Here is an 11,845-nt window from a genome sequence, read left to right as displayed (position 1 = left end):
CCGTCAGTGGAAGACCGGGATCCGCGCGTTGGCCGAGGGACGGTAGTGCCAGCCGCGTGCTTGCAGGGCGTCGAGGTCGGGCTGGTGGCGCAGCAGCGCATCGAGCCCCGTGGCCGCGAGCGTGCAGGCCAGCGCCTGGCCCGGGCAGGCGTGCATGCCGTGGCCGAAGCCGAGCATGCGGCGCCGTTCGCGGATCAGCTTGAAACGGTCAGGGTCGGGGTTGAACGCCGGATCGCGGTTGGCAGCGGCCAGCACCAGCAGCACCGCATCGCCCGCCGCCAGCGACGTGCCCGCGATGGTGATGGGTTCGATCGCGAAGCGGCGCGTGTTGTGGACCGAGGGATCGTGCCGCGCCGTCTCTTCCACGATCGCCTGCAATCCGTCGCGCGTGCGTGCGGTCTGGCGCAATGAGGGATCCCGCATCAACGTGATGAGGCTGTTGCCCAGCAGGCCAGCCGTTGCGTCGCAGGTTTGCGAGAGCAGGCCGACGATGTTGGCGAGCAGGGAGCGAGCGAGGGGTGCGCTAGCGTTGCTCTCGGCCAGTACCGCCGCGAGCAACGTGCCGTTGCGAGGTGGTGCATTCGCCGTCAGCACCTCGAATCGCATCATCAGTTCGCTCGCCGCAGCGCTCGCGGCCTGCAACAGGTCTGCCGTGGACAGCGGCGACAGGCAGGCGACGAAATCGCGCATCCACCGGTCCACCTGCGGCAGTGCTTCATCTGCAAAACCGAGCAGGTGCGCGACCGTCTGCACGGGCATGGAAAACAGCGCGTCCGACAAAGGTGCCATCGGCATGTTGCGCGCAACCTGCAAGGCCGCTGCGTGCACGGCGTTCAGATCCAGCCCGGCCAACGCGCGCTGCAGTGCGGGCCGATGGGCTTGGTGCGCAGCGCCATCGTTCATACGCACCAGGTGCCCGAACACCTCGCCGGCCGGGCTGCCCACGATGGCGCGCGGCACCGGTTCGGCGGCAGGCCGCACACGCAGCGCGCCGTGCGCGAGCAGCACCGATTCGACGACATCCGCGCGGCTCGCGACCCACACGCGCAGCTTCTCGTTCCACGCGAGCGGCGGGCCTGCGCGCAGCTGGGCATAGAAGGGGTAAGGGTCTGCGTGCATGACGGCCGCGACCGGATCGACAGGCCTGTCGAGGAGAGAAGTGGGGCTTGTGTTCATGGCGCGCAGTGTGCAATCGCCGTCGCCGCCACACTTCGCCCGCGAACGAAGTGTGGATTGCCGCATCGCTCTACGATTGGCCGCATGGACACGATTTCGAATGCCAACGCCGATCTCCAACTGGCCCGCCTCGCAGGCGCCATCGCCGAGCCGGCGCGCGCTCGCATGCTCAACTGCTTGATGGACGGCCATGCACGCACCGCGACCGAACTCGCCACCGTCGCCGAGGTGGCCGCCTCCACCGCGAGCGCGCACCTCGCACGGCTCAAGGAAGAGAGATTGGTCGAAGTGCTCGTGCAGGGCAAGCACCGTTACTTCCGCCTGGCTGACGACAACGTCGCAGCCGCGCTCGAAAGCCTGATGGTGGTGGCGGGCGCTCCGCGCGCGGTCGAGTTCAAGCCGAACACCCCGAGCCGCCTGCGCGCCGCGCGCACCTGCTACGACCACATGGCCGGCACGGCCGGCGTCGCGCTGCACGACCGGCTGCATGCGCAGGGCTGGCTCAGCGGTTTGCAGAGCGGTTCGTACGAACTCACGCCCGAAGGCGCGATCGCGCTCGAGAGCCTGGGCGTCGAAGTCGATGCGGTGCGCCGCTCGCGCCGGCGTTTTGCCTGCGCATGCCTCGATTGGAGCGAGCGTCGTCCGCATCTGGGCGGTGCGCTGGGAGCCGCGTGGCTGCAGCTGTCGCTGCGCCGCGGCTGGGTGCGGCAGGAGCTCGACGGGCGCGAACTCGCGCTCACGCCCAAGGCGCAGCGCGAGATGCCGGAGCTGTTCGCCTGAAGGCGCTGCGTCAGGCTTTCAGCTTGAGCAGATAGATCATCGGCCCGGCCATCGCCAGGTCGAGCTCGAGGAAGCTTTCGAAGTCCTTGCCGGCCATCCAGTACGCATCCCAGTTGTTGCGCTTGATGGTCTTCTGCCAGATGTCGGCGCCGGTCGCGCGGCGCACGGCTTCGAGCAGCACGGCGCGGCGCTCGGCGGGCACCTTCTTGCCGGTGAGCACGCCGCGCCAGTTGGCGAGGTCGGCGTCCACGCCCTGTTCGCGCACCGACGGAATACCCAGGAACGGCCGCTTGGACGACACGCCGATCGCGCGCAGCTTGCCGCCGGCCAGCGCCTCGCTGAATTCGCTGTAGCCCGAGATGCCGGCCACGGCCTTGCCGGTTTCCAGCGCCTCCACCACCTGCGCGCCGCCCGGGTACGGCTGGTAGACCAGGCCCGCAGTGTTGCCCGCCACGCGCGCCAGCATGCCGGCATACATGTGATCGACGCCGCCGGCCGAGCCGCCCGCGATGACGGTCTTGGCCGCGTCGGCGCGCAACGCGGCGATCAGGTCCTTGGGGGTCTTGATGGGTGAATCGGCCTTCACCGCCACCACTTCGTAGTCGCTGGTGAGGCGAGCGACCGGGGCGACCTGCGCCATGGTGACCGCGGGCTTCTGCAGCGCCACCGCGCCGACCATCACCATGCCGCTCATCAGCAGGGTGTCGGGATCGGCATCGTATTTCTCGACGTATTTCGCAAGGCCGATGGTGCCGCCCTTGCCGCCGACGTTCTCGTAGACCACGTCGCCCGCCGCGCCCGAGGCCAGCAGCGCCGCGCCGAGCGCGCGGCCGGTCTGGTCCCAGCCGCCGCCTTCGTTGGCGGGAATGACGATGCGCAATTTGGCAACCAACTGCGGCTCGGCCGCACCGGCCGACCGGGGCCACAGCAGTGCGGCCTGGCCAGCGCCGGCGGCGGCGACGCCGCCCGCCACCCATGCGCTGAAATCGCGGCGAGAAAGGGCAGAAGGTGACGATTTAGCCATTTTGTTTCCGGTTGTTCTCAAAAGTAACCGGATGATGTCCGCGAAATGTGCAAAACACCTGCACAAGCGCCTAGGTAAAAACCCTTGAAGGCGCCAGCAACTGCCAACTATTACTGGAAAGCGACTTCCGCGAAGCTGCGCAGCTTGCGGCTGTGCAGCCGGGTCGAGCCCTCTTCCCGAAGGATGTCGATGGCCCGCATGCCGATGCGCAGGTGCTGCTCCACCCGCTCGCGGTAGAAGTGGTTGGCCATGCCGGGCAGCTTGATCTCGCCGTGCAACGGTTTGTCGCTCACGCACAACAAAGTGCCGTAGGGCACGCGGAAGCGAAAGCCGTTGGCCGCGATGGTCGCACTCTCCATGTCGAGCGCCACCGCGCGGCTCTGGCTGAAGCGGCGCTGCGGCTGGTTGCCGGGCAGCAACTCCCAGTTGCGGTTGTCGGTGCTCGCCACGGTGCCGGTGCGCATGATCTTCTTGAGGTCGGGGCCTTCGTAGCGCGTGATGTCGGCCACGGCTTTTTCGAGCGCGAGCTGGATTTCCGACAGCGCCGGAATCGGCACCCACAGCGGCAGCTCTTCGTCGAGCACGTGGTCCTCGCGCACATAGGCATGCGCCAGCACGTAGTCGCCCAGCTGCTGCGTGTTGCGCAGGCCCGCGCAGTGGCCCAGCATCATCCAGGCGTGCGGGCGCAGCACCGCGATGTGGTCGGTGATGGTCTTGGCGTTGGCCGGGCCGACGCCGATGTTGGTCATCGTGATGCCGCTGTAGTCCTCGCGCACCAGGTGGTAGGCCGGCATCTGCGGCAGCCGCGGCGGCGCAGTGCCCTGGCTGCCGTCGAGCAGGTGGCCGAAGGTGGTGCTCGCGCCCGCATCGAGTCCGCGCCGGCGCGTGATCACGTTGCCCGGCTCGATGAAGGCGATGTATTCGCTGTTCTCGTCGGCCATGGCCTCGTGGCCCAGCCGCACGAACTCGTCGATGTAGAACTGGTAGTTGGTGAACAGCACGAAGTTCTGGAACCACTCGGGCGCGGTGCCGGTGTAGTGGCGCAGGCGGTGCAGCGAGTAATCGACGCGCGCCGCCGTGAACAGCGACAGCGGCTGCGCCTCGCCGTCGCGCGCCTCGAAGGTGCCGTTGGCGATGCCGTCGTCCATCACGCCCAGGTCGGGCAGGTCGAACACGTCGCGCATCAGTGCGCGGCGGTCTTCGCTCATCGTGCCTTCGATGTGGTCGTTCTCGGCGAACGAGAAGTGAATCGGAATCGGCTGCGTGCTGGTGCCCACCTCGAGCTCGACCTGGTGGTTCTCCAGCAGCAGGCGGAACTGGTCGAGGTAGTAGCGCGAGAAGAGATCAGGCCGCGTCAGCGTGGTCTCGTAGCGGCCGGGCCCGGCGACAAAACCGTAGCTCAGGCCCGCATTGGCCGGCGGCGTGTGGCGCGAGACGGTGTGCGTGTGCACCCGCACGAACGGATAGCAGGCCCGCACCCGGCCCGGCAGCGCCTCGCCGGCCACGAAGCGCAGCATCGACTCGCGCAGATGGGACAGGCCGCCCTGGTAGATGGCCTTGACCTGGTCGAGTGCGGCGGCGGCGTCGGTGAAGCGGGCGGGGGCGACGAATGTGGGCATGTAGGGCATGGCGGCATTGTGCAGTGCGGCTGCCGTATTGCTAGCCCAACAGTCTTCCGGTCACTCCCTCGCACTCGGTCGTGGCGAGTGGCTCGGACGCCAGCCCGATCTGCAGCACCACGTTGCGGCGCGTGCGGTCGCTGCGATTGATGCCGCTGCCGTGCAGAACCTTGGGATGGATCGCGACCAGATCGCCCGCGGCGCAGTCGAGCGCCACGCCTGCGTCGTCTGAGGGCTTGGGGCGAGTGCCTTCACGCTTCTCACGCAGCGCTTCCGCATCGGAAAGGCGATGGCTGCCCGGCAGGAAGCGGGTGGCGCCCATTGCCTCCTCCATGCCGTCGAGGCAGAGCATCAGGCGTACGAAGCGCGAGCTTGCTGGGCACATGTAGTCGTTCGGAAAATCCCGGTGCCAGCCGATGGATCGGCCGAAGCGCGGATGCTTGATTGTCACGTTCATGAAGTGGATCGCCAGCGCATCGCTCGCCAGAAGCACTCGCGCTGCATCGCGAATCGCGGAATGGTGAAGCAGCGTTTCGAACAAAGGGTCGAACGCGCAGGGTTCGCCGAGGATGAAGATCGCATCGCCCACCGCCGGGGCTTCGACCTCGCCGCGGCGATGAGCCGGCAAGTCCCGCTCGAAAACCAGTCTGGCGCGCTCCGCTTCCGACATCTGGGGAACTCGGGCCTGGATTGCGTCGATGGCGGCGCACAGGCGATCGGTCAGGTCCGGCGCGATGGCCTTGGACAGTTGGGCGTGGCCTTGAGAGTGAAAAAAGTCTGAATCGATCGGCATGAGAGGTGAGTGGTCGAGAGCCCACGAGCCGTGGGGCGTGCGCAGTTCGGAGAGTCTGCATGCCCATGGAAGAGCGACGGGTGCTCCTCCGTGCAAAAAGCACGACGCGCAGGTTTTCGTTAGCCTCTGCCGTCGAACAGACAACGAGCAAGGAAACGAATCGATGAAAGTCGCAGTCATGGGCGCCGGCGCAGTCGGCTGCTACTACGGCGCCATGCTGGCGCGCGCGGGCCACGAGGTGGTGCTGATCGGGCGGACTTCGCATGTCGAGGCGGTGAAGTCGAACGGGTTGCGGCTCGAGACGAAGACCTTCGACGAGCAGGTGCGCCTTGGCGCGAGCACCGAAGCGAGCGCCGTGCAGGGCGCCGATCTCGTGCTGTTCTGTGTGAAGTCCACCGACAGCGAATCCGCCGCCGCGCAGATCAAGCCGCATCTCGCACTCGGCGCGCTGGTGCTCACGCTGCAGAACGGCGTCGACAACGACGAACGCGTGCGCTCGGTGCTGTCCAACGAGGTGGCTGCCGCCGTGGTCTACGTCGCCACGGAGATGGCGGGCCCGGGCCATGTAAAGCACCACGGCCGCGGCGAGCTGGTGATCGCGCCCTCGCGCACCAGCGAGCAGGTCGCGCAGCATCTGGTCGCCGCCGGCGTGCCCACGCAGATTTCAGACAACGTGCGCGGCTCGCTCTGGGCCAAGCTGATCCTGAACTGCGCCTACAACGCGCTGTCGGCGGTGTCGCAACTGCCCTACGGCGAACTCACCAGAGGCGTAGGCGTGACCGATGTGATCCGCGACGTGGTCGCCGAATGCCTCGCCGTTGCGAAAGCCGAAGGCGTCGTGATTCCGGGTGACACCGATGCGGCCATTCGCGGCATCGCGCAGTCGATGCCCTCGCAGTACTCGTCGACCGCGCAGGACCTCGCACGCGGAAAGCTCAGCGAGATCGACCACCTCAACGGCCTGGTCGTGCGCCGCGGCGAGGCGCTCGGCGTGCCCACGCCCGCGAACCGCGTGCTGTTCGTGATGGTGAAGCTGCTCGAAGGAAAGCGGCAGAAGGCCGTCGTCTAGCCGGGCATCGGCTCGCGCATGGTGACGAACTCTTCGGCACCCGTCGGGTGGATGCCGATGGTGCTGTCGAAGATCGCCTTCGTCGCACCCGCGCGCATCGCCACCGCAAAGCCCTGCACGACTTCGCCCGCGTCCGCGCCCACCATGTGCAGGCCCACCACGCGGTCGCTCTTCTTGTCCACCACCAGCTTCATGAAGGTGCGCTCGCTGCGGCCCGAGAGCGTGTGGCGCAGCGACTTGAATTCGCTGGAGAACACCGTGACCTCGCCGAACTTCGCGCGCGCGTCGAGCTCGGTGTAGCCGCAGGTGCCGATGTTCGGATGAGTGAACACCGCCGTGGGGATGAACTCGTAGTCCATGCGGCGCTTGCCCTTGCCGAACAGTGCATCGACCACCACCATCGCCTCGGCCAGCGCCACCGGCGTGAGCTGCACGCGCGTGGAGACATCGCCCACCGCGTAGATCGACGGCACCGAGGTGCGGTAGTGCGCATCGACCGCGATCGCGCCGTTCTCGTCGAGCTTCACGCCCGCGGCTTCGAGGCCCAGTCCTTTCGTATTGGGCACGCGGCCCGTGGCGAAGAGCACCGTGTCGGCCTCGATCTGCTGTCCGCGCGCGAGGGTCGCGACGAGCCCATCGGGCCCGCGCGCGATCGACGAGGCTTCGCAGTTCAGGCGCACGTCCACGCCCGCCTTCCCCATCTCGTTCGCGAGGAACTGGCGCACGTCGTCATCGAAGCCGGTGAGCAGGTGCGCACGGCGGTGCAGTTGCGTCACCTTGGAACCCAGGCCGTTGAAGATCGATGCGAACTCGCAGGCGATGTAGCCGCCGCCCACCACCAGCAGCCGCTTGGGGAACGGGTCGAGATCGAACATCGCATCCGACGTCACGATGTGTTCGCGGCCCGGAATTTCCGGCACATAAGGGGTGCCGCCGGTGGCCACGAGCAGGTGGCGCGCGGTGTGGCGCTTGCCGTCGATTTCCACCGTGTGGCCATCGACCAGCTGCGCCCATCCGGTGATCAGCGTGACGCCCGAGTTCTTCAGCAGCGAGGCGTAGATGCCGTTGAGCCGGCCGATTTCGTTCGCACGCTGCGACTTGAGGTGTGCCCAGTCGAACTGCGGCTCGGCGGACAGCTTCCAGCCATAGCCCGCGGCCTCCTCGAACGATTCGGCATAGCCGGCCGCATAGCTGTAGAGCTTCTTCGGAATGCAGCCGACGTTGACGCAGGTGCCGCCGAGATCGGCGGCTTCGGCCAAACCGACGCGGGCGCCTGTCTGTGCCGCCATGCGCGCAGCGCGAACGCCGCCACTGCCGCCGCCGATGACGAAGAGGTCGAAGTCGAATGTGGGCATGAGAAGAAACTCCTTTTGGGGCGACTGTAGCGGCGGGTCGATGCCGGTGCTACCGGCGGGACTTGGCGCGGGTACGGCCCCGCCGGACGCGAGCGAGAATCCGCCCTGCAACGAGAGGGATACCCCATGAAGAACAACAGCAGCACCCAGGATCGGGCGCGCAAGGCGCCGGGCTGGCTATCGGCACTGGCGTTGTGCGCCGCTGGCATCGCGCCCCTGCCAGCCGATGCGCAACTCGCGCGCAAGCCTTCCTTCTACCAACAGCAGAACCAGCAGCCCGAGGGCCCGGCCGCCCAACTCGTTCCGCGTCCTGCGGTGCCCGCATCGCTGCCCGCGCTGCGCAGCCAGGGCGACTTCGACACGCTGGCGCGCGTCTACGACCCCGGCACGCCGATGCAACTGGCCCACGTGCTCTTCGTCGTCGATCGCCAGGCCAAGCCGGTGCGCACGTACTACATCGACACGCCGCGCTACCAGCTGCACGTGCGCTTCGTGCGCGACACTGGCCTTTCGCCGCGCGCGGGCAAGCGCGAGATCGACCGCAACTACCTCGTGCCCGATCGCCGCTTCCTGTTCGGCACGCTGAGCTGGCAGCAGAACATCGGCAGCTTCACCTATGAATTCTGGGAAGGCGACCAGCTCACCCCGCCGCTGCTGAAGCAAGCCGACGCACAGGTGAAGGCGAGCTTCTTCGCGCCCGTGAAGTTCAAGACCAACTCCACGCTGCACGAACGCGTGGCGAAAGAAGCGGGCATCGACTTTGTGAGCCAGGAGGCGCTGATTCGCGAGCAGCCCTACATGCCGATGAACCTCGGCACCGCGACGGGACGCGTGCGCATCGTGGACGATGCATCGGGCCTGAACGCGCTGTTGCCCGACGACATCGCCGTGCTGCGCCAGGTGCCGATCAACCTGCCGCCTGTCGCGGGCGTGCTGACCGAACGGCCATCGACCGCGCTCTCGCACGTCAACCTGCTGGCCAAGGGTTGGGGCATTCCGAACGCCTATGTGCGCGATGCGGCGACGGTGCTGCGCGAGCATGTGGGCCAGTGGGTGGCGCTCAAGGTCGCGGCCTCGGGCTACCAACTGCGCCGCCTCACCGCGGACGAAATCGCAGCGTTGCCGCCGCGTGCCGTGCGCACCGCGGCCACCGGCGCGGTGCCCGGCAGCGACAGGGCCGTGAAGCCCGACCTGCGCGAAACCCGCCTGCTGCCGCTCGCGTCGCTGCGCGCACGCCACAGTGCGCAGTGCGGCTCCAAGGCCGCCAACCTCGGCGCCGTGCTGGCGGCGCGCATTCCATCGACCACCGTGCCCGACGGCTTCTGCATTCCGTTCGCGCACTACGACCGGTTCATGCGAACCAACGGCCTGGCCGATCGCATCGCGCGCATGCAGCAGCAGCCCGGTTTCGCGAGCGATCCGCAGTTGAGGCAGAAGGCGCTCGCGCAACTGCGCGACGAGATCGTGAAGTGGCCTGTCGACGCCGCTACCGCAGCGTCATGGCGAGCCGCGTGGCAGTCGCAACTGGGCGGTGGCGGCGTGTTCGTGCGCAGTTCGTCCAACTCCGAAGACCTGCCCGGATTCAGCGGCGCGGGGCTCTACACCACGGTGCCCAACGTGAAGACCGGCGATGCGCTCGAGCTTGCGGTCAAGAAGGTCTGGGCCTCGGTGTTCAACCCCGAGGCCTGGGAGGCGCGCAGTGCCGCGGGCTTCGGCGCCGAATCGGTGCTGATGGGCGTGTTCGTGCAAACCGCCATCGACTCGACCAACGCCGGCGTGATGATCACGCGCGACCCGTTCGACGCGGGCCACCCCTACATCACCTACATCTCGGCCAAGCGCGGCATCGGCATCCGCGTGGTCGAAGGCCAGCGCGTGGCGGAGCAGGTGATGTATTCGAGCTGGTCGAAGGCGATCCAGGTGCTGAGCCGGTCGGCGGAAGAGACGGCGTTGCAGCTCGACAAAGACGGCGGCGTGAAGGAGGTGCCGGTGGAGCAGGGCCGCAACGTGCTGACCGATGCGCTCGTGGTGCGGCTGGCCAGCGTGGGGGCGGCCGTGAAGCGCACGTTCAACGCGGTCGATCAGGACATCGAGTGGGCGACGGTGGGCGATCGCATCGTGCTGCTGCAGGCGCGGCCGTATGTGGAGCGGCGGCGCTGATCCTGGCGCACCAGCGCACTAGACCTCCGCGGGAAAGAGCTCGGCCATTGCATGCATCAGCGTCGCCGCGCTCACCGGCTTGAACAGCACCGGTACGCCCGACGCGCGCACCCGCTGCAGCCGGTCGGGCGCGGTTTCGCCGGTGATCAGCAGCATCGGGGCGTCGAGCCGGTACCTTTCCCGCAGGCGCAGGCCCACCTCCAATCCGTCCACACCGCTCGACAGTCGGTAGTCGCACATCAGCAGCGTGATCGGACGGGCGCGCGCGTCCGGATGCGTCAACAGCGCTTCGGCCTCGGCTTCTCCGGCCACGGCCGCGACGTCGATGCCGTAGGCGCTCATGAGCTCGGTCATCGCCTCGCGAATCTCTTCCTCGTCGTCGATCAGCAGGATGCGCCCCCGCAGGCCCGGCGCCTCGAGGCGAGGGCGCGCCTGCACTTCGAGGTCGCGCAGACGGAAAACGCCCGGCGACGCTTCGGACGGCCGCGCCATGGGCACCACGACGCGAAAGCGCGTGCCGCGTCCGGGGAGGGAGCGCACCTCGATGCGGTGCCCGAGCAACCGGGAGAGGCGCTTGACAATCGACAGCCCGATGCCCAGGCCTCGGGAGCGGTCGCGCCCGAGGTTGTCGACCTGGTAGAACTCCTCGAAGATGCGGTCCAGCTGTTCCGGCGCAATGCCGATGCCGGTGTCGCGCACCTCGATCCACGCGTCGTCGCCGCGCATCCGCGCGATCACGGTGACGCCCCCTCTCATGGTGTATTTCAGCGCGTTGTCGACGAGGTTCGAGAGCATGCGATACAGCAGCTGCAGATCGCTGTGTACCCACAGGCCGCTGGCGCGCACGCGCAACTGCAGGTGCTTGCGTTCGGCATGCGCCGAGAAGGTGTGGTGCAGCGGGATCAGCAAGGCATCGAGTTCCAGTGCGCGGGGCGCCGACTGGACCACGCCGGCATCGAGGCGGGAGATGTCGAGCATGGTGTCCAGCGAGGCGCCCAGCGCATCGACCGCGCGCATCATGCGCTCGACGCTCCGGATCTCGGGCCGCTGCTGCAAGGTGTTGCCCAGCGCCGCGCCGAACAGGGCGATGGCATGCATCGGCTGGCGCAGGTCATGGCTTGCCGCGGCCAGGAAGCGGGTCTTCTCGGCGCTTGCGCGCTCGGTCGCCGCCACCTGCTCGCGCAACTGGGCCGCCAGCGCCTCGTTCTCGAACTGCAGGATCAGCGAAGCGGTCAGGCGCCTGTTCTGCTTGACGCCCTCGCGCAGCGTGAGCACCAGATTGGCGGCACAGAAGGCGGCGAGAAACCAGTTCAGCATGCCGCCGCACCAGGCCAATGCCACGACGAGCGCGCTCATCATCGGAATGCCGTAGCCGAACATCGCGGCCTTCAGCGGCCAGCGCGCCTGCACGGCACGGGTCCAGCTGCCCATGATCACGACCGTCACGAAAGTGGTGACCGCCGGACTCTGGATGAGCACGAGAAAGAGACTGCACGGGGCCGTCATCGTGCTCATCAGCGTGATCAGGAGCGTGTACTTGCGCGCCCAGTGGCGGCTTTTTTCCGGGGGCACGTCCGGGGTCCAGCGCGGAGCGAGCAGGGCATACAGGTCCATCAGGACGATCGCCGCGATCAGGCACAGCACCAGCGGGCGATGGACGGGGGCCACGTTGAGGTAGCCGAAGACGCCGATCGCGATGGCGAAGCCGCCGTGCGCCGCGATGGCCGTCGTGTGTCCGGCATACACCGAGGCCAGGTGCTCGCGCAGCACGCGCATCTCGAGCGCGGTGTCCAGCGCGAGATACCTCGGCGGCGTCCTGTCGTTCATGCTCTGTTTCCCTGCGGGCGGTCCCGGCCCGCATCATAGGCG

Annotated in this window: 9 protein-coding genes; 3 read left to right on the top strand and 6 right to left on the bottom strand. The window is 67.9% G+C overall.

Annotation, left to right across the window (positions count from 1 at the left end):
• Positions 1-3 precede the first annotated feature (3 nt).
• Positions 4-1,176, bottom strand: coding sequence for a cytochrome P450 (locus ACSFA7_RS09110; protein WP_435499081.1), 1,173 nt, complete (start codon positions 1,174-1,176; stop codon positions 4-6).
• A gap of 84 nt (positions 1,177-1,260) precedes the next feature.
• Between ACSFA7_RS09110 and ACSFA7_RS09105 the strand changes: the two genes are divergently transcribed.
• Positions 1,261-1,956: an ArsR/SmtB family transcription factor gene (locus tag ACSFA7_RS09105; protein WP_257864120.1), complete on the top strand. Its 696-nt coding sequence runs from the start codon at positions 1,261-1,263 to the stop codon at positions 1,954-1,956.
• Between the two features lie 10 nt (positions 1,957-1,966).
• On the opposite strand, the gene ACSFA7_RS09100 is transcribed toward ACSFA7_RS09105, so the two are convergent.
• From ACSFA7_RS09100 to ACSFA7_RS09090, 3 genes are all read right to left on the bottom strand, one after another.
• The gene (locus ACSFA7_RS09100) at positions 1,967-2,980 is read right to left on the bottom strand and encodes a Bug family tripartite tricarboxylate transporter substrate binding protein (RefSeq protein WP_435499080.1); all 1,014 of its coding nucleotides are present in this window, start codon (positions 2,978-2,980) and stop codon (positions 1,967-1,969) included.
• A 110-nt stretch (positions 2,981-3,090) separates the two neighbouring features.
• Positions 3,091-4,608: an AMP nucleosidase gene (locus ACSFA7_RS09095; protein ID WP_435499079.1), complete on the bottom strand. Its 1,518-nt coding sequence runs from the start codon at positions 4,606-4,608 to the stop codon at positions 3,091-3,093.
• Between the two features lie 31 nt (positions 4,609-4,639).
• Positions 4,640-5,392 (bottom strand): phytanoyl-CoA dioxygenase family protein, encoded by a 753-nt coding sequence (locus ACSFA7_RS09090; RefSeq protein WP_435499078.1) that lies wholly within the window; start codon positions 5,390-5,392, stop codon positions 4,640-4,642.
• Positions 5,393-5,555: 163 nt separating this feature from the next.
• On the opposite strand from ACSFA7_RS09090, the gene ACSFA7_RS09085 reads away from it, so the two are divergent.
• Positions 5,556-6,461, top strand: a complete 906-nt coding sequence (locus ACSFA7_RS09085) for a ketopantoate reductase family protein (RefSeq protein WP_435499077.1) — start codon at positions 5,556-5,558, stop codon at positions 6,459-6,461.
• Here the strand turns inward: ACSFA7_RS09085 and gorA are convergent.
• Positions 6,458-7,816 carry a glutathione-disulfide reductase gene (gorA, locus tag ACSFA7_RS09080; protein ID WP_435499076.1) on the bottom strand — a complete coding sequence of 453 codons (1,359 nt, stop codon included), beginning with the start codon at positions 7,814-7,816 and terminating at the stop codon, positions 6,458-6,460. The genes ACSFA7_RS09085 and gorA overlap by 4 nt on opposite strands.
• Before the next feature lie 126 nt (positions 7,817-7,942).
• Between gorA and ACSFA7_RS09075 the strand changes: the two genes are divergently transcribed.
• A complete protein-coding gene (locus tag ACSFA7_RS09075) occupies positions 7,943-9,976 on the top strand; it encodes a PEP/pyruvate-binding domain-containing protein (protein ID WP_435499075.1) in 2,034 nt (677 codons plus the stop codon).
• A gap of 18 nt (positions 9,977-9,994) precedes the next feature.
• Here ACSFA7_RS09075 and ACSFA7_RS09070 read toward each other — a convergent pair whose 3' ends face one another.
• Positions 9,995-11,803 carry an ATP-binding response regulator gene (locus ACSFA7_RS09070; RefSeq protein WP_435499074.1) on the bottom strand — a complete coding sequence of 603 codons (1,809 nt, stop codon included), beginning with the start codon at positions 11,801-11,803 and terminating at the stop codon, positions 9,995-9,997.
• Between the last annotated feature and the right edge of the window lie 42 nt (positions 11,804-11,845).

The organism is Variovorax trehalosi (genome assembly GCF_051216415.1).
In the GTDB taxonomy this organism is placed as follows: domain Bacteria; phylum Pseudomonadota; class Gammaproteobacteria; order Burkholderiales; family Burkholderiaceae_C; genus Variovorax.
This window is presented reverse-complemented; position numbering and strand designations above follow the sequence as displayed.

What these genes read in the sequence shown, in the direction of transcription:
- ACSFA7_RS09070 (WP_435499074.1), bottom strand. Translation starts at nt 11,803, where the DNA reads ATGAACGACAGGACGCCGCCGAGGTATCTCGCGCTGGACACCGCGCTC.
- ACSFA7_RS09100 (WP_435499080.1), bottom strand. Translation starts at nt 2,980, where the DNA reads ATGGCTAAATCGTCACCTTCTGCCCTTTCTCGCCGCGATTTCAGCGCA.
- ACSFA7_RS09085 (WP_435499077.1), top strand. Translation starts at nt 5,556, where the DNA reads ATGAAAGTCGCAGTCATGGGCGCCGGCGCAGTCGGCTGCTACTACGGC.
- ACSFA7_RS09075 (WP_435499075.1), top strand. Translation starts at nt 7,943, where the DNA reads ATGAAGAACAACAGCAGCACCCAGGATCGGGCGCGCAAGGCGCCGGGC.
- gorA (WP_435499076.1), bottom strand. Translation starts at nt 7,816, where the DNA reads ATGCCCACATTCGACTTCGACCTCTTCGTCATCGGCGGCGGCAGTGGC.
- ACSFA7_RS09105 (WP_257864120.1), top strand. Translation starts at nt 1,261, where the DNA reads ATGGACACGATTTCGAATGCCAACGCCGATCTCCAACTGGCCCGCCTC.
- ACSFA7_RS09110 (WP_435499081.1), bottom strand. Translation starts at nt 1,176, where the DNA reads ATGAACACAAGCCCCACTTCTCTCCTCGACAGGCCTGTCGATCCGGTC.
- ACSFA7_RS09090 (WP_435499078.1), bottom strand. Translation starts at nt 5,392, where the DNA reads ATGCCGATCGATTCAGACTTTTTTCACTCTCAAGGCCACGCCCAACTG.
- ACSFA7_RS09095 (WP_435499079.1), bottom strand. Translation starts at nt 4,608, where the DNA reads ATGCCCTACATGCCCACATTCGTCGCCCCCGCCCGCTTCACCGACGCC.